Source organism: Dokdonella sp. (genome assembly GCF_019634845.1).
In the GTDB taxonomy this organism is placed as follows: domain Bacteria; phylum Pseudomonadota; class Gammaproteobacteria; order Xanthomonadales; family Rhodanobacteraceae; genus Dokdonella_A.
Window position 1 is genome coordinate 128090 of sequence record NZ_JAHCAQ010000002.1, and the last position, 24201, is coordinate 152290.

At 69.5% G+C, this 24201-nt stretch carries 23 protein-coding genes; 10 read left to right on the forward strand and 13 right to left on the reverse strand.

All coding sequences use genetic code 11. From position 1 onward, the window contains the following. Positions 1-5: 5 nt before the first annotated feature. The 4 genes from lspA to murJ all read right to left on the reverse strand — a co-directional run bounded on the left by lspA (position 6) and on the right by murJ (position 6150). Entirely contained in the window at positions 6-503 is a 498-nt protein-coding gene (lspA, locus tag KF903_RS02040) for a signal peptidase II (RefSeq protein ID WP_291210352.1), read from the reverse strand. Between the two features lie 32 nt (positions 504-535). Next, positions 536-3433, reverse strand: coding sequence for an isoleucine--tRNA ligase (ileS, locus tag KF903_RS02045; RefSeq protein ID WP_291210355.1), 2898 nt, complete (start codon positions 3431-3433; stop codon positions 536-538). Positions 3434-3486: 53 nt separating this feature from the next. Continuing rightward, positions 3487-4473 (reverse strand): bifunctional riboflavin kinase/FAD synthetase, encoded by a 987-nt coding sequence (locus KF903_RS02050; protein ID WP_291210356.1) that lies wholly within the window; start codon positions 4471-4473, stop codon positions 3487-3489. Between the two features lie 69 nt (positions 4474-4542). Then, positions 4543-6150, reverse strand: coding sequence for a murein biosynthesis integral membrane protein MurJ (murJ, locus tag KF903_RS02055; protein ID WP_291210357.1), 1608 nt, complete (start codon positions 6148-6150; stop codon positions 4543-4545). Positions 6151-6399: 249 nt separating this feature from the next. Here murJ and rpsT point away from each other — a divergent pair, with 249 nt between their 5' ends. After that, positions 6400-6663, forward strand: coding sequence for a 30S ribosomal protein S20 (rpsT, locus tag KF903_RS02060; protein WP_291210360.1), 264 nt, complete (start codon positions 6400-6402; stop codon positions 6661-6663). A gap of 69 nt (positions 6664-6732) precedes the next feature. On the opposite strand, the gene KF903_RS02065 is transcribed toward rpsT, so the two are convergent. The 9 genes from KF903_RS02065 to KF903_RS02105 form a co-directional block, all read right to left on the reverse strand. Continuing rightward, positions 6733-7956, reverse strand: a complete 1224-nt coding sequence (locus KF903_RS02065; protein ID WP_291210363.1) for a prolyl oligopeptidase family serine peptidase — start codon at positions 7954-7956, stop codon at positions 6733-6735. 260 nt (positions 7957-8216) lie between these two features. After that, positions 8217-8933 (reverse strand): RNA polymerase sigma factor, encoded by a 717-nt coding sequence (locus KF903_RS02070; protein WP_291210366.1) that lies wholly within the window; start codon positions 8931-8933, stop codon positions 8217-8219. An 86-nt stretch (positions 8934-9019) separates the two neighbouring features. Then, positions 9020-9751 (reverse strand): GTP cyclohydrolase I, encoded by a 732-nt coding sequence (locus KF903_RS02075; RefSeq protein WP_291210369.1) that lies wholly within the window; start codon positions 9749-9751, stop codon positions 9020-9022. A 243-nt stretch (positions 9752-9994) separates the two neighbouring features. Beyond that, complete coding sequence (locus KF903_RS02080) at positions 9995-10861, reverse strand: patatin-like phospholipase family protein (protein ID WP_291210372.1); 867 nt, start codon at positions 10859-10861, stop codon at positions 9995-9997. Between the two features lie 243 nt (positions 10862-11104). Beyond that, positions 11105-12313 (reverse strand): beta-ketoacyl-ACP synthase I, encoded by a 1209-nt coding sequence (gene fabB / locus KF903_RS02085; protein ID WP_291210375.1) that lies wholly within the window; start codon positions 12311-12313, stop codon positions 11105-11107. Continuing rightward, positions 12313-12828, reverse strand: a complete 516-nt coding sequence (gene fabA, locus KF903_RS02090) for a 3-hydroxyacyl-[acyl-carrier-protein] dehydratase FabA (protein WP_291210378.1) — start codon at positions 12826-12828, stop codon at positions 12313-12315. Before fabA ends, fabB begins: the two co-directional genes overlap by 1 nt. Positions 12829-12902: 74 nt before the next feature. Beyond that, a complete protein-coding gene (locus KF903_RS02095; protein WP_291210381.1) occupies positions 12903-14372 on the reverse strand; it encodes an FAD-binding protein in 1470 nt (489 codons plus the stop codon). Beyond that, positions 14369-15394 (reverse strand): quinolinate synthase NadA, encoded by a 1026-nt coding sequence (gene nadA, locus KF903_RS02100; RefSeq protein WP_291210384.1) that lies wholly within the window; start codon positions 15392-15394, stop codon positions 14369-14371. The genes KF903_RS02095 and nadA overlap by 4 nt, the downstream gene beginning before the upstream one ends. Before the next feature lie 68 nt (positions 15395-15462). Beyond that, positions 15463-15972: a DUF2249 domain-containing protein gene (locus KF903_RS02105; RefSeq protein WP_291210387.1), complete on the reverse strand. Its 510-nt coding sequence runs from the start codon at positions 15970-15972 to the stop codon at positions 15463-15465. 39 nt (positions 15973-16011) lie between these two features. Here KF903_RS02105 and KF903_RS02110 point away from each other — a divergent pair, with 39 nt between their 5' ends. The 9 genes from KF903_RS02110 to ccoP all read left to right on the forward strand — a co-directional run bounded on the left by KF903_RS02110 (position 16012) and on the right by ccoP (position 24191). After that, positions 16012-17256, forward strand: a complete 1245-nt coding sequence (locus KF903_RS02110) for an NnrS family protein (protein WP_291210643.1) — start codon at positions 16012-16014, stop codon at positions 17254-17256. Continuing rightward, positions 17256-17657: a SirB2 family protein gene (locus KF903_RS02115; RefSeq protein WP_291210389.1), complete on the forward strand. Its 402-nt coding sequence runs from the start codon at positions 17256-17258 to the stop codon at positions 17655-17657. Before KF903_RS02110 ends, KF903_RS02115 begins: the two co-directional genes overlap by 1 nt. A gap of 246 nt (positions 17658-17903) precedes the next feature. Beyond that, positions 17904-19412 (forward strand): copper-containing nitrite reductase, encoded by a 1509-nt coding sequence (gene nirK / locus KF903_RS02120; protein ID WP_291210391.1) that lies wholly within the window; start codon positions 17904-17906, stop codon positions 19410-19412. A 57-nt stretch (positions 19413-19469) separates the two neighbouring features. Further along, entirely contained in the window at positions 19470-20267 is a 798-nt protein-coding gene (locus KF903_RS02125; protein ID WP_291210394.1) for a formylglycine-generating enzyme family protein, read from the forward strand. Then, positions 20264-20899 carry an SCO family protein gene (locus KF903_RS02130; protein ID WP_291210397.1) on the forward strand — a complete coding sequence of 212 codons (636 nt, stop codon included), beginning with the start codon at positions 20264-20266 and terminating at the stop codon, positions 20897-20899. The genes KF903_RS02125 and KF903_RS02130 overlap by 4 nt, the downstream gene beginning before the upstream one ends. 101 nt (positions 20900-21000) lie before the next feature. Next, complete coding sequence (gene ccoN, locus KF903_RS02135) at positions 21001-22467, forward strand: cytochrome-c oxidase, cbb3-type subunit I (RefSeq protein ID WP_291210400.1); 1467 nt, start codon at positions 21001-21003, stop codon at positions 22465-22467. Between the two features lie 10 nt (positions 22468-22477). After that, positions 22478-23131, forward strand: coding sequence for a cytochrome-c oxidase, cbb3-type subunit II (gene ccoO / locus KF903_RS02140; protein ID WP_291210403.1), 654 nt, complete (start codon positions 22478-22480; stop codon positions 23129-23131). Beyond that, complete coding sequence (locus tag KF903_RS02145) at positions 23128-23289, forward strand: CcoQ/FixQ family Cbb3-type cytochrome c oxidase assembly chaperone (RefSeq protein WP_291210407.1); 162 nt, start codon at positions 23128-23130, stop codon at positions 23287-23289. The genes ccoO and KF903_RS02145 overlap by 4 nt, the downstream gene beginning before the upstream one ends. Then, positions 23286-24191 carry a cytochrome-c oxidase, cbb3-type subunit III gene (gene ccoP, locus KF903_RS02150; RefSeq protein WP_291210410.1) on the forward strand — a complete coding sequence of 302 codons (906 nt, stop codon included), beginning with the start codon at positions 23286-23288 and terminating at the stop codon, positions 24189-24191. Before KF903_RS02145 ends, ccoP begins: the two co-directional genes overlap by 4 nt. Positions 24192-24201: the final 10 nt, after the last annotated feature.

Here is a 24201-nt window from a genome sequence, read left to right on the forward strand (position 1 = left end):
GGTGATTATCCGTGCTTGCCGCGCCGCTGCCCACTGCCGAGGCCAAATGCGATCAGCATGACCGCGCCGACGCTGATTGCCGAGTCGGCGATGTTGAAGGCAGGCCAGTGCGCGCTGCCCAGGTGCACGTCGATGAAGTCGACCACATGGCCCAGCCGCAGGCGATCCACGAGATTGCCGAGCGCGCCGCCGATGATGAGCGCGAGCGGCGCCGCGTTGCGCCAGTCGCCGCGCGCCAGCCGCGCCAGCCACACCGCCAGCACCGTGCTCACGCCGATCGCCAGCGCCGCGAACAGCCAGCGCTGCCAGCCATCGCCGCCGGCGAGGAAACTGAAGGCGGCGCCACTGTTGAACGCCAGCGTCCAGTCGAGCAGGCCGGCGATGACCACGTGCGGCTCGAACGGTTGCAGGTTCGCCAGCGCGAGATGCTTGGTCCATTGATCGAGCGCGATCACGACCGCCGACAGCAGCAGCCACGGCAAGGCATTGCCGTTGCGGTTCATCGTCGTCTCGCGTCCGTCCATCCCGCGCGTGCTCAAAACCACCGCCGCGTCTCGCCGCCGCCATCGACATTGTCGACGCAGCGCCCACACAGTTCGGGGTGTTCGGCGTGGGTGCCGACGTCGTCGCGGTAATGCCAGCAACGGATGCACTTGGCCGCCTCGCTGGCGCGCGCCGTCACGGTGACGCTGCCACCATCGAGCCTGACCAGCTCGCCGCCGGCCGGCGCCGCCGCATCGGCCCAGTCGAGGCGCGAGGTGATGAAGAAGAAGCGCAACTCGTCGGCGACCTCGGCATAGCGCGCGCGGACCGCCGCGTCGGCATGCAGGCTCAATTCGGCCTGCAGCGAGGCGCCGAGCGTGCCGCTGGTGCGCATGCCCTCGAGCAGGCGCGCGGCGGCGCTGCGGATGGCCAGCAGGTCGGCCCACCATTGGCGCCGCTCGGGCGTGCCCTGGGTGGCGGCAAGGCCGTCGTACCACTGCTCGAACAGCACCGATTCGCCGCGTTCGCCCGGGATCAGCGGCCAGATCTCCTCGGCCGTGAACGACAACACCGGCGCAATCCAGCGCACGAGCGCCTCGACGATGCGATACATCGCGCTCTGCGCGCTGCGCCGGCCATGGCTGTCGGTGGGCATCGTGTAGAGCCGGTCCTTGGTCATGTCCAGGTACAGTGCGCCCATCTCGTTGGTGCAGAAGTTCTGCACGCGCGCCACCACCTCGGGGAAGTCGTGTTGCGCATAGGCGGCCACCACCGCGGCCTGCACGTCATGGGCCTGCTGCACGGCCCACTGGTCCAGCAGCAGGCAGTCGGCGACCGGCAGCAGGTGCCGCGCCGGATCGAAGCCATCGAGATTGCCGAGCAGGAAGCGCGCCGTGTTGCGGATGCGGCGATAGGAATCCGACACCCGACGCAGGATTTCGTCCGACACCGCGATCTCGTTGCGATAGTCGGTCGAGGCCACCCACAGGCGCAGCACGTCGGCACCGAGCGTGTCGACGACCTTCTGTGGTGCGATCACGTTGCCGAGCGACTTGGACATCTTGCGGCCCTGCGCGTCGACCGTGAAGCCGTGGGTCAGCACCACGTCGTACGGTGCGCGGCCATGCAGGGCGGCACCGGTCAGCAGCGAGGATTGGAACCAGCCGCGATGCTGGTCGGAACCTTCCAGGTACATGACCCTGTCGCCGGCCCGGCGCGCCAGTTCGGGGCGCTGGTCGAGCACGCAGTGGTGGGTGACGCCCGAGTCGAACCACACGTCAAGGATGTCGGTGACCTTTTCATAGCGTTCGGCCTCGGCACCGAGCAGTTCGGCCGGATCGAGCGCGTACCAGGCATCGACGCCGGCCTGCTCGACGCGCGCGGCCACCTCGCGCATCAGCTCGGCGCTGCGCGGATGCGGCTGCTGACTCACCTTGTCGACGAACAGCGCGATCGGCACGCCCCAGGTGCGCTGGCGCGAGATGCACCAGTCGGGGCGCCCGGCGACCATGCCGGCGATGCGCTCCTCGCCCCAGGCCGGGTACCAGTCGACATCGTCGCGGATCGTCGCGAGCGCCGCCGCGCGCAGGCCGGCGGCCTGCATGCCGATGAACCACTGCGGCGTGGTGCGGAACGCTACCGGCGTCTTGTGGCGCCAGCAATGCGGATAGCTGTGGTTGAGCCTGGCCTGGGCAAGCAGCACGCCGCGCTGCGCAAGCAGTTCGACGATCGCATCGTTGGCCTTCCAGATGAACTGGCCCTCGAACAGCGGCGTGCCTGGCAGGTACACGCCATTGCCACCCACCGGATTGAGCTCGTTGGCCGCTGTCGCCGCCACGATGCCGTACTGCTGGCCGACCGCGAAGTCCTCGGCGCCATGGCCCGGCGCGGTATGCACGGCGCCGGTGCCGTCCTCGGCCGACACGTGGTCACCGAGGATGAGCGGCACGCTGCGCGCGTAGAACGGATGGCGCAGCAGGCTGTGGTCGCGTTCACCGGCAGCCCTGGCCGGCGCGGCGAGGGCAAGCTGCGCGCCCTTCGCGTGCCCGAGCACGTGCAGCTCGGTCACGCCGTAGCGCGCCAGCGCCGCCTGCGCCAGCGACTGCGCCAGCACGAGCAGCACGCGCCTGCCGCCGCGCGCGGGGCCTTCGGCCAGCACATAGTCGAGCTCGGGACCAAGCGTGACCGCGAAGCTCGCCGGCAGCGTCCAAGGCGTCGTGGTCCAGATCGGCACTGCAACGATGTCGTCGGCGCCGATGCTCGCGCCGAAGCACGCCGCGAGCGCTTGCGCATCGACCGCATCGTAGGCCACGTCGACCGCCAGCGACTGCTTGTCCTGGTATTCGATCTCGGCCTCGGCCAGCGCCGAGCCGCAATCGAAGCACCAGTGCACGGGCTTGAAGCCGCGCAGCACGTGGCCGTTGGCATGGATCTGCGCCAGCGCACGCAGCATGTCGGCCTCGTAGCGGAAATCGAGCGTGCGGTAGGGATGCTCCCAGTCGGCGAGCACGCCCAGGCGCTTGAAATCCTGCCGCTGCAGGTCGATCTGTTCGCTTGCGTAGGCGCGGCACAGGCGGCGGAACTCGGCCGCATCGACCTTCTGCCCGACCTTGCCGACCTTCTTCTCGATCGCGATCTCGATCGGCAGGCCGTGGCAGTCCCAGCCCGGCACGTAGGGCGAGCGGTATCCGGCCAGCAACGCCGACTTGACCACCACGTCCTTGAGCACCTTGTTGACGGCGTGGCCGATGTGGATCGCGCCGTTGGCGTAGGGCGGACCGTCATGCAGGATGAAGGCGTGGGCGCGCCCGGCGCTGCGCTGCTGGATCTGCGCATAGCGCTGCGCCTTGTCCCAGGCCTCGAGCATGGCCGGTTCGCGCTTGGCCAGATCGGCCTTCATCGCGAACGGCGTGTTGGGCAGGTTGATCGTGTTCTTGTAGTCCTTGGACATGGCGGCGCCAGGGTTCGGGATGCGGGAAATGGGTGAGAGTATGCGGTTGCGACTCAGCCGCAGAGTGGGTGTGCCGGCGCGGCGCCGGCCGCAGCCTGCCCTTGCGGCGGGTTGTGGGCGAGCAGTGCGCGCGCCTGCGCCGCGTCGAGGTCGATCTGCCGCACCATCGCCGGCAGGTCGGCGAATTTGCGCTCGTCGCGGAGCTTGGCCACGAACTCGACCTCGATGCGGCGCCCGTACAGGTCGCCATCGAAGTCGAACAGGTGCGCCTCGAGCAGCGGTTCGGTGCCATCGATGGTCGGCCGCACGCCGAGGCTCGCCACCGCCGGCATCCCATGCGCGGCCACCCCATGCACGCGCACGGCGAAGATGCCGCTGACCGGCGCGGTGCGCCGTCCGAGCCGCACATTGGCCGTCGGGTAGCCGAGCCTGCGGCCGAGCTGCTGACCACGCACGACATGGCCGCCGATCGAAAAACGCCGCCCGAGGCCGCACGCTGCCGCATCGAACTGACCGGCCGCGAGCTGCTCGCGCAACGCGCTGCTGCTCACGCGCACGCCGCCGGCCTGCACGTCGGCCAGCACGCGCAGCGCAAAGCCGAGCTGCGGCGCCAGCCGCTCGAGCAGGGCCACATTGCCGCGGCGCGCATGGCCAAAGTGGAAATCGGCGCCGACCCACAGCTCGCGCAGGCCCGCGCGCCCGAGCAACAGCTCGCTGACGAAGGCTTCCGCGCTCATCGCGGTCAGGCGCGCGTCGAAACGCAGCGACAGCAGCTTCGACACGCCGCTGGCCAACAGCAACGCCAGCTTCTCGCGCGCCCCGGTCAGGCGCGGCACGGCCTGGCCATGCGCAAAGTACTCGCGCGGCACCGGCTCGAACGTGATCGCGATCGACTGCAGGCCCAGCTCGCGCGCGCGCGCGCAGGTGCGCGCGAGCAGCGCGCGATGGCCCAGATGCACGCCATCGAACGCACCCACGCACACGACGCTGCCGCCCGGCGCCAGACAGGGCCCGGCGGCGTCACGAAAAAGCCGGTTCATCGCGCGAGTATAGCCGCTGCGCCGCAGCATACGCGGCGCTCGGCACGCCGCCGGCGGCGCACCGCGCGTTCAGCTCGCCCGCAGATCGCGCAGGCGGAAGCCCGCCGCCAGCAGCACGAGCACGAAGCTGCCGGCGCCGGCGGCGATCACCACGGCCAGCCGCCAGATGCGTGTCGCCACGCTCCAGTCACCCCAGGCAGGCCACTGCGCCAGCAGCAGCAACAGCACGCCGACCATCGCCGCGCAGGCCAGCGCCAGGCGCGTCAGGTGCCGCGTCCAGCCCGGTTGGCGTTGGTAGCTGCCGTCGCGCCGCAACGCACGCCACAGCAGCGCGAGGTTGAGGTAGCTCGCCAGCGCGCTTGCCAGCGCCAGCCCCATGTGCAGGCCCGGCACGCGGGCAATGCCGGCGAGCCAGCCGTCGGCGAGGTCGGCCGGCTCGTGCCAGAGCCAGAACAACGTGCCGACGAACACGATGTTGAGCGCCATGTTGGCCAGCATCGCCGCCACCCCCGCGCGCACCGGCGTGGTGGTGTCCTGCCGCGCATAGAACGCCGGCGCCAGCACCTTGACGAGCACGAAGGCCGGCAGACCCAGCGCGAGCGCCGCCAGCGACAGCGCCGCCATGTCGACGTCATGCGCGGTGAAGCGGCCATGCTGCAGCAGCGTCGCCAGCACCGGCTTGGCCAGCAGCATGAGCGCGAGCATGGCCGGCACCGCGATCAGCAGCGCCGTGCGCAGGCCCCAGTCGAGCGCGCGCGCGAACGCCGCGCGATCGGTGGTGACGTGGTGGCGCGACAGCGAGGGCAGGATCACGGTGCCGAGCGCCACCCCGAACACGCCCAACGGGAACTCGAGCAGGCGGTCGGTCTGCGCCAGCCAGGTCTGCGAACCGGTGATGAGGAACGAGGCGATCAGCGTGTCGAGCAGCAGGTTGACCTGTGCCACCGAGGAGCCGAACAGCGTCGGCAGCATGAGCCTGAGCACGCGCCGCACGCCGGCGTGGTGCCAGCCCCAGCGCGGCCAGGCCAGCAGCCCGAGGCGCGCCAGCGCGGGCAACTGCACCAGCAGTTGCAGCACGCCGGCGGCGAAGATCGCCCAGCCCAGCGCCATGATCGGCACGTCGAAATACTGCCGCCACCACAGCGCGGCCGCGATCATGCACAGGTTGAGGATCACCGGCGTCAGCGCCGGCAGCATGAACTGGTGGAAGCTGTTGAGCACGCCACCGGCCAGCGCGGTCAGCGACACGAACAGCAGGAACGGAAAGGTGACCCGCAGCAGGTCGGTGGTGAGGCCGAACTTGGCCGGGTCGTCGAGCGAACCCGGGGCGAAACCGGCGGCCAGCCACGACGCGCCGAGCACGCCCAGCGCGGTCACCACGAGCAGGATGCCGCCGAGGGTGCCGCTGACATTGGCAACCAGGTCCCGGAGCTCGGCATGCGACCGCGTCTCGCGCGTCTGCGTCAGCACCGGCACGAAGGCGACCGAGAACGAGCCTTCGGCGAACAGGCGGCGCAGGAAATTGGGGATGCGGAACGCGACCCAGAACGCATCGGTCATCGCGTTGGCGCCGAACGCCCAGGCGATCGCCTGCTCGCGCACGAGGCCGAGGATGCGCGACACGAAGGTGCCGCCACTGAAACTCAGCATCGATCGCAGGAGACTCGGGCGGGACATGGGCAGCTGCAGGTTGGGGTCGAGGGCGCCACGGGCGCCCCGGGGGCGACACCACGCCGCCCGGATGATGCCCGAAGCGGCGCCGGCGTGTGGCGACCGCCACGCACGGCGCCACCAGGCGCGGCGCCGCCGTGGCGGGGCGTGGGTCGCAGCCTGGCCGGTGGTACAGGCGCAGACTTGACGCCAAGCGGCGCAACCCGGACAATTCGCGGTCTTTTTTCCAGCAACCCCAGTCTCCGGAGTCATCCCTTGGCCAACATCAAATCCGCGAAGAAGCGTGCGCGCCAGTCCGAGCAGAACCGTCAGCGCAACGCCAGCGCGCGTTCGATGGTTCGCACCACGATCAAGAACGTCGTCAAGGCGATCGATGCGAAGGACAAGGCGCGCGCCGAAGCCGCCTTCAAGATCGCCGAACCGGTGATGGATCGCTACGCCGCGCGTGGCCTCATCCACAAGAACAAGGTGGCGCGCCACAAGAGCCGCCTGACCGCGCACATCGCCGCGCTGGCCTGAACGCCGCGCGACGATCACGAAAAAGCCGGCGCAAGCCGGCTTTTTTGTTGCGCGCGCCGGTGCCGGCGCTCAGGCCAGCACGTCGTCGAGCCAGTCCATCGACACGGCTGCCGAATGGGCGAGGTTGCCGGCCTGGCAGTGCCCGTCCGCACCCTCGTCGGTGCCGAACAGGTGGCCACTCGCGCCGGGCACGCTGGCAACGAAGCGTTCGTACTGTGCCAGCGGCTCGCGGCCCTCGCCGCTGCCGACCAGCGCCAGCGCCGCGCAGCGCAGGGTCGCCAGCTGCGCCGCTTCGACGCGGAACGCGCGCAGCCGCCGATAGGTGTCCTTGAAGCTCGTGCCGCCGATGCGCAGGATCAGGTTGCGCGACATCTCGCGCGCCTGCGGCGGCATCACGTGGTCCGGGATATGGTCGAGATCGGCGGCGCGGAAATCGTCCGCATCGGGCATCTGCGCCGGATCGAAGCCGACGAACGAGGCCATGTAGGCATGCAGGTCCACGATCGGCGAGTTGGGGATCAGTGCGCGGATGCGCGGCTCGTGCACGGCGATGCGGGTGGCGAAGTAACCGCCGAAGCTGATGCCCATGAGCGCGATCCGCGCCGGGTCGGTCTGGGCCCGCGTGAGCAGGTGTTCCACGGCCGGCGTGCCGATGCGCTCGAACTCAGGGATGAAGCACAGTCCGTCGTGGAAACGCAGCGTGTCCATCTGCCCCGGCCCGGTGAACAGCAGCAGGCGGTAGCCGCGCTCAAGCGCGGCGCGACCGTAGCCGAGATAGGTCTCCTCCAGCGTGCCGTCGTAACCGCTGACGATCATCAGCGTCCGCCCCGGCGCGTCGGCGCCGGCCGCGCACAGGTAGTACGCCGGCAGGGCCCGGCCGTCGCAGTCCAGGCTCACTTCCTCGCATCGCCACGGACCGTGCTTCATCGCGGCGAGGAAGCAGGCGCGGCTGGCCAGACCGTACTGGCGATGGCGTGGATCACTGATCGCGCTGTAGTACTCGGCCGCGCGCCAACTGTTGCTGGCAACGAGCCAGGCATCATGGGCGCTGACGGCGTGGCCGCCTGCGGCGCGCCGTTCGGCGTCGGCCTGCTGCCGCGCCGCCGCCGCCGCGAACGCGTCGACCCAGCTGGCCGGTACCCCGCTTTCGATGCGTTGCGCGAGCATGAGGCATTCGCCGATCGCCGCGCCGCCATAACGCGCGGCGCCGAGCTGACGAATGAGCTGGTATTCCATTTCGGCGTCGGCGAAGCCGGCGACGCGCATGCGGCCGCGCTCAAGCGTCTCGCTCATGCATCCTCCACGGTGACAGACGCGCGCAGACTGCGGTAGCAGCGGCGCCGGTACCGGGATGCTGCCGGTCGCGCCACGGCGCTGCGTTGATCCAGATCAACCGCGCCGCGCCAGTGATGCGCGCCGGCGCAACCGGCCGCGCTGCGCGCAAGCAGGCCACGGGCGAGGAACAGTTCGACACGCTCGAACGCGATGCGGTCGCCGGCATCGCGCCCGTACCAGGTTTCGGCAATGCGATGGCGATTCCTCTGGCCGCTCGATCAGCGCGTCGCATCGCACAGCCCGCTTGCGCGCGCCCGCGCGAGCACGCCGGCGACGATGCGGTCGCAGCGCACACCGTCGAACGCGAACGCGTCGGCCGTGGCGAGGTCGATCTGGCTGGCGAGGCCTTCGCGGATGAGGCTGCGCGCACGGAACAGTCGCGTGCGCACGGTCGCCGCCGGGATCCCGAGCGCCTGCGCGACTTCCTCGACGCTCAGCTCCTCGACCGCGCGCAGCATGAACACGGTGCGGAACGATGCGGGCAACTCGTCGATGCGCGCCTCGATCAGGCGGCGCAACTGCGCGCGCAGCGCCTTCTGCTCTGGCGCAGCCGCGGGATCGTCCGCGAACGCATCGTCACGATCGGCATCGGGGAGGTTCATGGCGGGTTCCAGTGCAATGATCTGCGCCGACTTGCGGCGCTGGCGCCCGAGCGCCTCGTTGATCGCGATGCGCACGAGCCAGGTCGACAGCCGCGCATCGGCGCGGAACGTGCCGAGCGCGCGCCAGGCCTGCAGCCAGGCCTCCTGCAGCGCGTCCTCGGCATCGGCGTCGGACTTGAGGATGCTGCGCACGCTGCGGAACAGCAGTTGGTTGTGGCGGCGCATGATCGCGGTGAAGGCCGCTTCCTCGCCGCGCGCGGCGCGCTGTACGAGCGCTGCTTCGTCGTCATCGTGGCTGATCGCGGCGTTACCGGCTTGCGTGTTGGGGTCCATCGTGGTCGATCCCGTCATGGATGGGCGCGCCGAACATGCCATGCCCGGTCGCGGCAGTGGCGCATCATGGTCCGTCGCCACCGTGGTCATGCCGCGTCGCACGCGACGAAGCCGAGGAATTCGCTGCGCAGACCGGCGTCGTGCGCGAACGCACCGCGCATCACGGTGTTGCGCATGAGCGCGTGCGCATCCTTGACGCCGCGCCAGTGCATGCAGAAGTGGTCGGCCTCGATGACGATGGCCAGGCCGTCGGGCTTGACGCGCTGCTCGAGCGCATCGGCCAGCATCGTCACCGCTTCTTCCTGGATCTGCGGCCGGCTCATCACCCAGTCGCAGATGCGCGCGTACTTGGACAGGCCGATCAGCTCCGAGTCGGCATTGGGCAAGACGCCGATCCACACCCGGCCCATGATCGGGCACAGGTGGTGCGAGCAGGCGCTGCGCACCGTGAGCGGGCCGATCGTCATCAGCTGGTCGAGCCGCGACACGTTCGGGAACGTGGCGACCTCGGGTGCCGCGCGGTAGCGGCCAGCGAACACCTCGTCGATGAACATGCGCGCCACGCGCTGCGCCGTGCCGGCGCTGTTGTGGTCGTGGCGGGTGTCGATCACGAGTGCCTGCAGCACGTCCTCGAGTCGGCCGGCAACCTCGGCGCGCAGCTCATCAAGCTCGCCCTCGGCGATGAAGTCGGCGATGTTGTCGTTGGCGTGATGTCGCTGGCACGCCTGCAACAGGCGCTGGCGGATGCGTTCGGAGGCCGGGCGCTGCGTGGCGGCCGGCTCGGACCTGAGGGCGACGACGGGAGTATGGACGGGCATCGGCAGATTCCATGGGTCGGTGGGCGCTCCAGCGGCATGGCGGCAAGCGGTCGCTGCGCATCCGCCCCTGCCCTGCCGCTTCGTTCGAGCCGTTGGATGCAGCCGCAGCCGTTTGCGTTCCCGCGCGCTGCGGCGGAGTCCCGCAGGAGCGCGCCGGTGCCCTGCGCCACGGCGAACGGCTGCGCACGCCGGCAAGCCGGTCGGCGCGGTCCACCGTGCGTCACGCCGCGCCGGGCGCCGCGATCAACGCCGGTAATGATGGTGCGCGAGCGGCACCTGCAGCGGCCCGGCACTGTCGAGTCCGCCACTGCCGAGCCATTCGTAGGTCTGCTTGGCGGCGCGGTAGATCAGCGCGGCAGTCTGCGAGAAGTCGAACACCGACGCGCTCAGCGGGCACAGCGGCGGCACCACGGTGATGCGGGCATGTTCGCGGTATTGCGCCACGTCGCGATCGAGCTGGCGCATGCTCTGCAGACCCATCACATGCAGCGCGAGCGCCGCCATGTTGCGCGGCGGTTCGAGCATCGCGCAGCTCATGCCGGTCGGCAGCACGATGATGCGCTGCGCGCCCAGTTCGACCGCGCTCGCGATCGGCGTGTTGGTGGAGACGCCACCGTCGACGAGATGGCGGCCATCGATCTCCACCGACGGAAACACCACCGGGATGGCAGTGCTGGCCAACAGCGCGGTTTCGACCTCGCCCGTCGACAGCAACACCGACTGCCCGCTGAGCACGTTGGTGGCGACCACATGCAGTGGCAGCGGCAGGTCCTCGAAGCGCGCGTTGTGCAGGGTGCGCTCGATGATGCGGCGCAGCCGCGTCGGCTCGATCAGGTGATCGCTGCCGAGCAACAGGGCCTTGATGCCGCTCCACAGCGTGAGCGGGAACACGTCCTTGCGACGCAGGCCACGCCACAGGTTGGCGAGGCGGTCGGCGCCCTCGGGCGTGGGATCGTCGGCATAGAACGCGCCATTGAGCGCGCCGACCGAGGCGCCGACGATGAGATCAACCTCCAGATTGGCACGGCTGAGCGCCTGCAGCATGCCGACCTGGACCGCTCCCAGGCTGCCACCACCGCTCAGCACCAATGCCGTTTGGGTTCGACTCATTGCAGGGACCGCCAGCTGGGGCGCCGCGACACGGCGGCATCGACACCGATCGGATGCAATTTATACGCCAAAGCAGCGCCATCCCGATACCCGAGTCACGCCGACCGGAAGTGCGCGAATGTCGCGGTGGGCGTCAACTCGGGCGCACGCACCTGGCCTGCAACCCCGGGTGCGCTGCGATGGTCGCGGTCGTGCGCACGTCGCTGCCGGCACCGGCAGCGCCGCGCCGGTGCGCGTGACCCGTTACACCGCCGCGAACACGAGACTGGCGTTGGTGCCGCCGAAGCCGAAGCTGTTGGACATGACCGTGCGCAATGTGGCCGCGCGGCTACTGCGCACGATCGGGAAGCCTTCCGCGCGCGGGTCGAGCTCGGCGATGTTGGCCGAACCAGCCAGGAAACCGTCACGCAGCATCAGCAGGCTGTAGATCGCTTCGTGCACACTGGCGGCCCCGAGCGAGTGGCCGGTCAGCGCCTTGGTCGAGGACAGCGGCGGAACGTCGGCGCCGAACACCTCGCGCACGGCGTTGAGCTCGGTGATGTCGCCCACCGGCGTGGCCGTGCCATGCGTGTTGAGGTAGTCGATCGCACCATCCACGCCGGCCAGCGCCATGCGCATGCAGCGCACCGCACCCTCGCCCGATGGCGCCACCATGTCGGCGCCGTCGGAAGTCACGCCGTAGCCGACCAGCTCGGCATGGATGCGTGCGCCACGCGCCTTGGCGTGCTCGTATTCCTCGAGCACGAGGATGCCGCCGCCACCGCCGATGACGAATCCGTCGCGGCCGGTGTCGTAGGGTCGCGAGGCGGCCTCGGGCGTGGCGTTCCATGCGGTCGACAGCGCACCCATCGCGTCGAATTGCGCGGTCATGCCCCAATGCAATTCCTCGCCACCACCGGCGAACACGATGTCCTGCGCGCCATGGCGGATCAGGTCGGCAGCGGCACCGATGCAATGCGCCGAAGTGGCGCAGGCGGCGGCGATCGAATAGCTGAGGCCAAGGATGCCGAACGCGGTCGCCAGCGTCGCCGACACGGTCGAGCACATCGTGCGCGGCACCATGTAGGGACCGACCTTGCGGATGCCCTTCTCGCGCAACAGGTCACCGGTCTCGATCTGCCACTGCGCCGAACCGCCACCGGAGCCGGCGATCACGCCGATGCGCGGATGACGGATGCGATCGAGCGCGAGCCCGGCATCGGCAACCGCATCACGCATCGCCACATAGGCATAGGCGGCCGCGTCACCCATGAACCGCTTGAGCTTGCGATCGATCGCGGCGACGAGGTCGATCTGCGGCGCGCCGGCGACATGGCTGCGCAGTCCATGCTCGGCGAACTCGGGCATCGAGCGCAGACCGCTGATGCCATCGCGCAGCGCACGTGACACATTGTCGGCCGCATTGCCCAGGCAGGACACGATGCCCATGCCGGTCACCACCACGCGCCGCATCAGAAGCTCTCCGTCGACTGGAACAGGCCCACCCGCAGGCCGCTGGCAGTGTAGATCAGGCGATCGTCGACAAAGGTGCTGCCATCGGCGACGACCATCTTGAGACGACCGCGGATCACGCGCGCGACGTCGATCTGGTAGCGCACCTGGCGCGCGCCCGGCAGTACCTGGCCGGTGAACTTGACCTCGCCCACGCCCAGCGCACGGCCCAGGCCGGGCTCACCGAGCCACGGCAGGTAGAAGCCGGCCAGCTGCCACATCGCATCCAGGCCGAGGCAGCCCGGCATGACCGGGTCGCCCTCGAAGTGACAGCCGAAGAACCACAGGTCCGGCCGGATGTCGAGCTCGGCAACGAGGATGCCCTTGCCATGGCTGCCGCCGTGCTCGTCGATCCGCGTGATGCGATCGAACATCAACATCGGCGGTGCCGGCAGCCGCGCATTGCCGGGGCCGAACATCTCGCCGCGCGCGCAGGACAGAAGCTGCTCGTAATCGAGCGATGAAGGTCGGGACATGGAATCCATCGGCAGTTGGGCGACAGGACCGCGGCGACGCGCCGCGGGAAGCGGAACAGCAGGCTTGCGCTGGCTCAGCAGGCCACCGCGAGCGGCGCTGGCGACGTCGCCAGTACGGTATCGGGTACGCACCCGTGCGCACCCAGACTGTCTGGCCGACGCAAGGCCGCCGCAAGCATAGCGAGCGCCAGCCGCGCCTGCCAGCCCTCGCCGCTCCAGTCGATACAGCCGTCCAAACCGCGGCGCAGCCCGCTCCGCGAGCGCAATGGCCCGGCCACCTGCCACAACAGCTCGCGCAACTGCGCCAGCCGCGGCGGCGGCAGGCCCGCGCCCAGTCCACGCCACTCGGGCGCGCCGGTCGCCGGCGGCGCAGCGGCCGCCGCCAGCCAGCCGCCGAGGCGGCGCCCGAACGCGATGCCTTCGAGCAGCGAATTGCTGGCCAGCCGGTTGGCGCCATGCACGCCCGTGCCGGCCACCTCGCCGACCGCGTACAGGCCCGGCAACGAGCTGCGTCCATCGGCGTCGACCGCGATGCCGCCCATCTGGTAATGCGCCGCGGGAGTGACCGGGATCGGCGTGGTGCGTGGGTCGATGCCGTGGGCAAGGCAGGCGGCGAGCACGTTGGGAAACGCGTGCGGCCAATCGACGTCGACCGCGGTCGCGTCGAGCAGCACGCGCGCGCCGGCCTGACGCTCCAGCCAGACCTGGCGCGCCACCACGTCGCGCGGGGCGAGATCGCGCAGTGGATGCACGCCATCGAGCAGGCGGCGGCCCTGCGCATCGACCAGACGAGCGCCGGCGCCGCGCAGCGCCTCGGTCACGAGCGGCAGGCTCTGCTGACCGGGCACGTCGAGCGCGGTCGGATGGAACTGCACGAACTCCAGGTCACGCACGCGCGCGCCGGCCGCGAGCGCCAACGCAAGGCCCGCGCCATCGGCACCGGGCGGATTGCTGGTGCGCGCGAACAGCGCACCGCTGCCACCGGTGGCCAGCACGACGGCACTGGCGGCAAGCTCCTCCAGCGAGCCGTCGGCACGGCGCAGGCGCAGGCCGCAGACGCGGTTGTCGCGCAGGCACAGCGCGTCGACCTCGACGCCGCTGTGCCAGTGGATGTGGTGCGCCGCGCCCACGCGCGCGGCGAGCGCACGCGTGATGACCGCGCCGGTGGCATCGCCGCCGGCATGCACGATGCGCGCGACGCCGTGGCCGCCCTCGCGGCCCAGCAGCAGTTGGCCATCGCCGGCGCGGTCGAAGGCCACGCCCTGCGCAAGCAGCCACTCGACCACGCCCGGTGCCTGCGCGCACAGCCACTGCACGCACGCCACGTCGTTGTGGTGGGCACCGGCCACCATCGTGTCGTGCGCATGGGCGGCAGCACTGTCACCAGTGGCGAGCGCGGCCGCCAGGCCGCCCTGCGCGAGCAGGCTCGCGCTGCCGGCGCCCGCCTCGCCGCGACTGAGCAGCAGCACGCGCGCCGGCGCCGCGGCGAGCGCGGTGGCGAGGCCGGCCACGCCGGCCCCGACCACGACGATCGGTGCGTTCATACGCGTTCTTGCCGCCCGACCGCCAGCATGCGCGTGAGCGAGCCGCGCGCGCGCTCGATGATGTCGGCGGGAATGTGGATCTCGTGCCGGAGGTCACGCAACGCGGCGTAGATGTTGGGCAGCGTGATGCGCTGCATGTGCGGGCACAGGTTGCAGGGCTTGATGAACTCGGTGCGCGGGAACTGCGCCCGCAGGTTGTCGGCCATCGAGCACTCGGTGATGAGCGCGACGCGCTTGGGTTGTTCCTTGGCCAGCCAGCGGCCCATCGCGCTGGTCGAGCCGACGAAGTCGGCCTCGGCCAGCACCTCGGGCGGACATTCGGGGTGAGCGACGAGCTTGGCGTCGAAGCGCTCGCGCGCATGGCGCGCCTCGCCGGCGGTGAACTTCTCGTGCACCTCGCAGCGTCCATGCCAGAGCACGAGCTCGACGCCGGTCTGGCTGGCGACGTGTTTGCCGAGGAACTGGTCGGGCAGGAAGATCACCTTGTCCACGCCGAGCGACTCGACCACCTGCACCGCGTTGGCCGAGGTGCAGCACACGTCGGTCTCGGCCTTGACCGCCGCCGAGGTGTTCACGTAGCTCACCACCGGCACGCCCGGATGCTGGCGGCGCAGCTCGCGCACATCCTCGGCCGTGATCGACGCGGCCAGCGAGCAGCCGGCTTCGAGGTCGGGGATCAGCACGGTCTTGTCGGGCGCGAGGATCTTGGCGCTCTCGGCCATGAAGTGCACGCCACAGAGCACGATGAGGTCGCTGTCGCAATCGGCGGCGGCCTGCGCCAGCGCCAGCGAGTCGCCGGTCACGTCGGCCACGCCATGGAAGATCTCGGGCGACTGGTAGCTGTGCGCCATGATCACCGCACCGCGCTGCTGCTTGAGGCGATTGATCGCCTCGATCCACGGCAGGTGCAGCGACCACTCCATGCACGGCACGAGGTGCTCGATGCGCGCGCGCAGGGCGGCGTACTCGTGTTCGAGTTCCTCGCGCCAGGTCGGCACGGGCAGCGGGCTGATTGCATTCACCAGGCAATCCTCGTCAGGGCGGAGAAGCGGGAAGCGGGGCGCGTATGGTGGGGGCTGGCGCCGCGGAGTCAACCCGTGCCGAACGTGTGCGCCGGCCGTTCGATGCAGATGCGCGCGCTGCCGTCGGCCAGCAGCTGGCCACGGTGGTGCAGACCGAGCTCGGTCAGCGCCGCCAGCAAAGGATGCGGCCAGCGCGGCGTGAGCACGGTGAGGCTCGCCCCGGCCTGGAGTTGCCTGGCCATGCCGAGCGTGCGCAGCAGCGGCTCGGGCGCAAGCAGGTTGCGCAGGTCGATCTCGACGGCGTCGCGCGGCGGGTTCACACTGGCGGTTGTCGTATCCATTGCAGTCGACATCATCGCGACGGTGGCGGGTGCGGTGCGATGATGCAGGTCAAGGCATGAACCGCACTGCGCTGGTGGCGGTGTTGCACACCACGCGCGTGCTGCGCCGCGCCGCACCGCGATGCTGCCGCTGCGGGGCCGGCAAGCATCGGACACGGCGAGCTGACCCGGATCAAGATCACGCCAACGCGAAGCATTCACAATCACGAGATGAATACCGATCATCAGGGTGGCCACGGGCCGCGCGGCATTCCGTTGCGGGTGGAAATGGGCGGCATGACGGCGCCGGACGACCACGCACTGCGCGCGTCGCTGGCGCAACTGCCCGCGCTGCTGGCCAGCGCGCCGCACCGCATGATGTTCTTCGCCGGCGCCAGCGCGATCATCGTGTCGATGCTGTGGTGGGCCTGCTTCCTCGGCGCGAGCTGGGCCGGCCATGCCTTCCCCACCGCGCCAGTGCCGGCCGGTTGGGCACACGCGGTATTCACCCAGTACGGCATGCTGCCGCCCTTCATCTTCGGCTTCCTGCTCACGGTGTTCCCGCGCTGGATGGGCCAGCCCGCGCTGCAGCGTCGCCACTACGTGCCAGTGTTCATCGGCATCTTCGGCGGCTACCTGCTGGCCCAGATCGGCCTGCTCGATCTGCGTCCGCTGCTGCTGGCCGGCATCGCGCTGATGCTGGCCGGCTGGATCAGCGCCCTGGTCGTGCTCGGCGGCGTGCTGTGGCGCAATGGCGGCAAGGATCGCCATGCGTTGTCATGCTACGTCGCGCTGCTGCTGGGCGGCTTCGGGCTGGCGGCATTCGCTGCCTTCGCGCTCGGCGCGCCGTGGCAGTTCGCGTTCGTGTCGATCCGCTTCGGCACCTTTTTCCTGCTGCTGCCGATCTTCTTCACGGTCTGTCATCGCATGATCCCGTTCTTCAGCAGCAACGTGGTCGGCGCCGGCTACCGCATGTTCCGCCCGGGCTGGAGCCTGCCGCTGCTGTGGCTGCTGCTGCTCGTGCACGTGGCGCTCGACCTGCGCCATCAGCAAGACTGGCTGTGGCTCAGCGACCTGCCGCTGGCCGCGCTGTTCCTCGTGCACTGGCTGGGCTGGCAGCCCTGGAAGTGCATGCGGCCGGGCCTGCTGGCCGCGCTGTACCTGGCCTTCCTGTGGCTGCCGGTGGCGTTCCTGCTCTACGCCGCGCAGAGCCTGCTGGCGTATTTCGACTACGGCTTCCTGTTCGCACGCGCACCTGCGCACGCGCTGACGATCGGCTTCTTCGGTTCGATGCTGGTGGCGATGGTCACGCGCGTCACGCAGGGCCACTCGGGCCGGCCGCTGCAGATGGGCCGCATCCCGTGGCTGACCTTCGTGCTGCTGCAGTGGGTGGCCGTGATCCGCATAGGCGCCGAGCTGGCCAGCAACGGGCCGCTGTGGCTGGCGGTCGCCGCCTTCGGCTGGCTCATCGCGTTCGCGCCCTGGGTCGGCCGCTCGCTGTGGATCTACCTGACGCCGCGACTGGACGGCAAACCCGGCTGATGGCTGCCTACTTCCTGCAGATCAAGTGGGTCCACATCTGGGCGGTGATCCTGTCCGGCAGTCTGTTCACGGCACGCGGCCTCATGATGCTGCTGCGTTCGCAGTGGACCAACCACGTTTCGCTGCGCCTCCTCTCGATCGCGATCGACACCACGCTGCTGGCCGCGGCGATCACGCTGACGCTGATCGTGCACCAGTACCCGTTCGTGCAGGCCTGGCTCACGGTCAAGGTGGTGCTGCTCATCGTCTACATCGTGCTCGGCACGTTCGCGCTCAAACGCGGGCGCACGCGCGCCGTGCGCGCGCTGACCTACCTCGCCGCGCTGGCGGTGTATCTGTTCATCATCAGCGTGGCGCGCTCGCACGATCCGTGGGGCGCGCTCGCGCCCTACGTGTCCTGAGCAGCGCCGCCGCTGCGGCGATCATGCCCGACACCGGCGGCGGCGCTGCGCGCACCGGCACCACGCGCTTTGCCCATGCCCTGCTATGGATCGGCACACTCGCGCCGATTGCGCAACTGTGGCGACATGCCACAGCGACGCGATGTCGCATTCGACCATCCGGATGATCTGCGTCAATCGCGGCGCGTCACGCCTGCCGCAAGCTCCGCGCCCTCGAATCCCGATGATGACGATGGAGCTTCTCCGATGAGACATGTGTTGCTTGCCGCCGCCTTGCTGGCGGCCGCCGGACTGGTGGGTTGCAGCTCGGGCACACCGGGCGTGGGCGGTGCCAATGCCGCCATGGCCACCACCGGCGGCTCGGCCAAGGGCGACTTCGGTCCGCCGCAGGGCGAGCCGATCCACGCCGTGCTGACGAGCCCGCCACAGGTGCCGCCACCGACCAACCGCAACCATCCGGCCAAGGTCATCGTCGAGCTCGAGGTGATCGAGAAGGAAATGCCGATCTCCGAAGGCGTGAGCTACACGTTCTGGACCTTCGGCGGCACCGTGCCGGGCAGCTTCATCCGCGTGCGTCAGGGCGACACCGTCGAGTTCCATCTCAAGAATGCGCCCGACAGCAAGATGCCGCACAACATCGACCTGCACGGCGTGACCGGGCCCGGCGGCGGGGCTGCATCGAGCTTCACCGCGCCGGGTCATGAATCGCAGTTCACGTTCAAGGCGCTCAACCAGGGCGTCTACGTCTACCACTGCGCGACTGCACCGGTCGGCATGCACATCGCCAATGGCATGTACGGTCTCATCCTCGTCGAGCCACCGGAAGGCCTCGCCCCGGTCGATCACGAGTACTACGTGATGCAGGGCGATTTCTACACCACCGGCAAGTACCGCGAGAAAGGCCACCAGCCGTTCGACATGGAGAAGGCCATCGACGAGCGGCCGACCTACGTGCTGTTCAACGGCCACGAAGGCGCGCTCACCGGCGACAAGGCCCTGCTCGCCGGCACCAACCAGACCGTGCGCCTGTTCATCGGCAACGGCGGTCCCAACCTCGTGTCGAGCTTCCACGTCATCGGCGAGATCTTCGACAAGGTGCAGCCCGAAGGCGGTACCCATCCGCAGGAAAACGTGCAGACCACGCTGATCCCGGCCGGTGGCGCCGCCATCGTCGAGTTCCACACCGAGGTGCCGGGCAGCTACGTGCTGGTCGACCACTCGATCTTCCGCGCCTTCAACAAGGGTGCGCTGGCCATTCTCAAGGTCGACGGCGCCGAGGACAAGGCGATCTATTCGGGCAAGGAAGTCGACTCGGTGTACCTCGGTGACCGCTCCGAGCCCAACCTCAAGGCTGTCAGCACGGCGGCCTCGGCGCACGCCGCCGGCAAGCTGACCAAGGCCGAGCAGATCGCGGCCGGCAAGCAGCTCTTCACCGGCACCTGCTCGGTCTGCCACCAGGACAGTGGCGAAGGCATCAAGGGCGTGTTCCCGCCGCTGGCCAAGTCCGACTATCTGGCCGCCGACCCCAAGCGCATCGTCCAGGTCATGCTGCACGGCCTCAGTGGCAAGGTCACCGTCAACGGCACCGACTACAACTCGGTGATGCCGCCGATGACCCAGCTCACCGACGACGAGGTGGCCAACATCGGCACCTACGTGCTCAACAGCTGGGGCAATCCGGGCGGGCAGATCAGCACCGACGACGCCGCGGCGGTGCGCGCGCAGAACCCCAACGCGACCCAGGCCGAGCACTGAGTCGTGCGCGCCGTGCCACATGCGCCAGCCGTTTCCCCGCGCAGGCCGCATTGCGGCTTGCGCGTACTGGCGGCGGCGCTCGCGCTGGCCGCAACGGGCGCGATGCCCGTTGCGGCCGCCGCGTTGTATCGCGAGGTTCCAGCCACTGCCTTCGTCAGCATCATCGACGACGCTGGCGGCAGCGCGCCGCGCCCCCTGGCCGCCTACTCGATGCGCAGCGAACCGGTCACCAATGCCGAGTTCCTCGTCTTCGTCGCTGCCAACCCGCAGTGGCAGCGTGGCCAGGCTCCCAGTGTTTTCGTCGACCAGGGCTACCTCGCGCACTGGCAGGGCGCGACGGCGCTCGGTGCCAGCGCGCTGCCCAGGCAACCGGTCACGCGCGTGAGCTGGTTTGCCGCCGAGGCCTATTGCGAGAGCGAGCAGGCGCGGCTGCCGAGCTGGCTCGAATGGGAACGCGCCGCCGCCGCCAGTGCCAGCGTGGCCGATGCGCGCAACGACCCGGCCTGGCGCCAGCAACTGCTCGACTGGTACGCACGGCCAGCCCGCGGCACGCTGGCCGAGATCGGCGGTGACGCCAACCTCTACGGCGTGCGCGACCTGCACGGTCTGGTGTGGGAATGGGTCGACGACTACGCCGCCCTCATGGTCGCAGCCGACAGCCGCGACCAGAACGATCCCGACCGCCTCAAGTTCTGCGGCTCGGCCGCACTGAGCCTGCGCGACCGCGACAACTACGCGCTGCTCATGCGCGTGGCGATGCTGTCCTCGCTCAAGGCCGCCGACACCACCACCAGCCTCGGCTTCCGCTGCGTGCGCGACGCCACCACCGCCACCGCCACCACGACCACGCCATGACCGCAACCGCGATCGCCACCGCTGCCCGTGCGCTGCGCCACGCCAATGACCACTGGCGGCGCGTCCTGCCATTGCTTGTCGCGCTGTGCCTGTGGCCGCTGTTCGCCGCGCCGCGCGCGCAGGCCGCGCCGCTGCCGGGTGACTCGGTCTACCAGTTGCAGGCGCCGCTCGTCGACCAGGCCGGCAAGGCCTCAACGCTTGCCGACGGCCGCGGCCAGGTGCGCGTGGTCAGCATGTTCTACACCTCGTGCAAGTTCGTCTGCCCGCTCATCATCGACACGCTGCGCAAGACCGAGCGCGAGCTCGATCCGGCATCGCGCGACCGACTGCGCGTGCTGCTGGTCAGCCTCGACCCCGCGCGCGACACCCCGCAGGCGTTGGCGCAGCTCGCCAGCCAGCGCAAGGTCGACACCACGCGCTGGACGCTCGCGCGTACCGACGCCAGCCACGTGCGGCGGCTGGCGGCCGTGCTCGGCATCCAGTACAAGCAGCTCGCCGACGGCGAGTTCAGCCATTCCACCTCGCTGGTCCTGCTCGACGGTGAAGGCCGCATCCTCGCCCGCACCGACCGGCTCGGCGAGGCCGACGAGACCTTCGTGGCTGCGCTCCGGGAGGCACTGACCGGCCCCTGATCCACGCGCAATCGGACCAAGGTCGCTGCGGCACTTTGCCGCAGGGCATTTGTGGCACTGCGTCATTTCCCGGACAATGCGGCGTTTTCCGGGGGTGCGAGATGCCCAAAACTGAAGTCTACAACGATCAGGTCGTGCGCCTGTTCCTGCTCGCGGCGGCCGTGTGGGGAATCGTCGGCATGTCGGTGGGCGTGTGGATCGCCGCCGAACTGGCATGGCCATTCTGGAACTTCGACGTTCCATTCCTGACCTTCAGCCGGCTGCGCCCGGATCACACCTTCGGCGTGATCTTCGCGTTCGGCGGCTCGGCATTGATGGGCACCTGCTATTACGTGGTGCAGCGTACCGGCCATACGCGCCTGGCCTGGCCGAAGGTGGCCAATTTCACGTTCTGGGGCTGGCAGCTCATCTGCGTGCTGGCGATGGTGACGATGCCGCTGGGCATCACCCAGAGCAAGGAATACGCCGAACCCGAATGGTTCATCGACATCCTCATCGCGATCGTGTGGGTCGCCTTCGGCGCGGTGTTCTTTGCCACGCTCGCGCGCCGGCGCATCCGCCACATCTACGTCGCCAACTGGTACTACGGCGCGTTCATCATCGCCGTCGGTCTGCTCCACATCGTCAACAACATCGCGGTGCCGGTGTCGCTGTGGAAGTCCTATCCCGTGTACTCGGGCGTGGTCGACGCGATGGTGCAGTGGTGGTACGGCCACAACGCGGTGGCGTTTTTCCTCACCGCGGGCTTCCTCGGCATGATGTACTACTTCGTGCCGCGCCAGGCCCAGCAGCCGTTGTGGAGCTACCGCTTCTCGATCGTCAACTTCTGGGCGCTCATCTCGATCTACATGTGGGCCGGTTCGCACCACCTGATCTACACCGCGCTGCCCGACTGGGTGCAGTCGGTCGGCATGGCGTTCTCGCTCGTGCTGCTGATGCCGAGCTGGGGTTCGGCCGCCAACGGCCTGCTCACGTTCAACGGCTCCTGGCACCGACTCAAGAGCGACCCGGCGGCCAAGTTCATGGTGATCGCGCTCGTGTTCTACGCCGCATCGACCTTCGAAGGCTCGATGATGGCCATCAAGACCGTCAACGCGCTGTCCCACTACACCGACTGGACCGTCGCCCATGTGCACTCGGGCTCGATCGGCTGGGTCGCGATGATCACGATCGGCTCGCTGTACGCGATGGCGCCGCGCGCGCTCGGCCGCCCGGCCATGCACTCCACGCCGGCGATGGAACTGCACTTCTGGCTGCACACGATCGGCGTGCTGCTGTACGTGCTGGCGATGTGGACGGCCGGCGTCACCGAGGGCCTCATGTGGCGCGCGACCAACCCCGACGGTTCGCTCACCCATGCCTTCATCGACAGCCTCATCAAGATCAAGCCGATGTACACGGTGCGCTGGCTCGGCGGCATGTTCGTGCTGGCCGGCATGGTGGTGATGGCCTGGAACCTGTGGCACACCGCCGCCCAGGCGCGCGCCAAGCTGATCACGCCGATTCCGGTGCCGATCCCCGAGCCCGAAGCGGCACAGACCCCGGCCCCGCTGCCGGCCATGGGTTGAGGAGACGAACATGGCTGGTGGATACAAGTATTTCGAAGCAATCGAGAAGCGCGCGCTGCTGCTGGGCGTGTTCACCGCGATCATGGTGTCGCTGGGCGGCCTGGCCGAGATCACGCCGATCTTCATGGCCGCACATGCAGTCAAGCCGACGCTGGGCTTGAAGCCCTACGACCCGCTGCGGCTGGCGGGCAAGGACATCTACGTGCGTGAAGGCTGTTATCTGTGCCACACGCAGATGATCCGCGCGCTGCGCGCCGAGACCCAGCGCTACGGCGCGTTCTCCACCGCCGAGGAGTCGGTCTTCGACCGCCCGCACCAGTGGGGTTCCAAGCGCACCGGCCCCGACCTGGCGCGTGTGGGTGGCAAGTACAGCGACGACTGGCAGCGCAAGCACCTGCTCGATCCGCGCAGCGTGGTGCCGGAGTCGAACATGCCGGCCTACCCTTGGCTCAGCCAGGCGCTGGTCGACGGCCCCGACATCCAGGCGCGCATGCGCACCTTGCGCCTGCTCGGCGACCCGTACAGTGATGCCGACATCGAAGGCGCCGCGGCCGCCGTCAGCGGTCACACCGAGATGGAAGCCCTGGTCGCCTACCTGCAGGGTCTGGGTATCGCCAACGAGGCCGGTGGCGTCTCCGCCAACAGGCAGGAGGGCACGCCATGAGCATCCATCCATTGTGGGGACAGCTGATCGGCGTGCTGACGCTGGCCTCGATGCTCGCCTTCATCGGCATCTGGGTGTGGGTGTGGAACCGCCGCCACCATGACAAGTACGCAGCGCTGGCGCGCCTGCCGATGGAAGATGAGGAGAACCAGCCATGACGCCCTTCTGGTCCGCCTGGATCATGTTCCTCATCGTGCTCAACCTCGGCATCACGCTGTTCCTGTTCCTGTGGGGGCCGCGCGTGAAGATCCCGGTGCTGCCCGACGGCACCACCGGTCACGTGTGGGCGCACGGCGTGCTGCGCGAGGGCATGCACAAGCTGCCGCTGTGGTGGTTGCTGTTCTCGGGCGCGATGTTCGCGGTCGGCTTCGTGTACCTGTACCTGTATCCGGGCTTTGGCGCCTCCAAGGGCGTGCTGGGCTGGACTTCGCACCAGCAGCTTGCCGACGACACCGCCGCCAACGCGGCCAAGCTCGATTCCCTGCTCGCAAGCCTCGCCGGTGCGCCGGTGGAGTCGATCGCGCGCAACGCCGAGGCCACCCGCATCGGCCAGCGCCTGTTCATCGACAACTGCGCCGCGTGCCATGGTCGTGAGGGCCACGGCAACGCGTTGCTCGGTGCGCCCAACCTCGTCGATGGCGACTGGCTCTATGGCGGCGACGGCGCGACGATTCTCGCGAGCATCGAGGACGGCCGCGGCGGCACGATGCCGCCGTTCGGTGGCAGCCTCGACAAGGCCGCGATCGAGAACGTCGCCAACTACGTGCTGAGCCTGTCGGGCGCCGACCACTCGCCGGCCAAGGCCAAGCTCGGCGCGCCGCAATTCGCGGTGTGCGCGGCCTGCCATGGTCCGACCGGCAGCGGCAACCCGGCGCTCGGCGCGCCCAACCTGACCGACACGATCTGGCTCTACGGCGGCGATCTGGCCACGATCGAGCAGACGATCCGTGACGGCCGCCATGGCGTCATGCCGGCCTGGCGCTCGCGCCTGTCCGACACCGACGTTCGCCTCGTCGCGGCGTGGGTCTATGCGCAGTCGCACGCCGACGCCACACACTGAGCCGCAACGC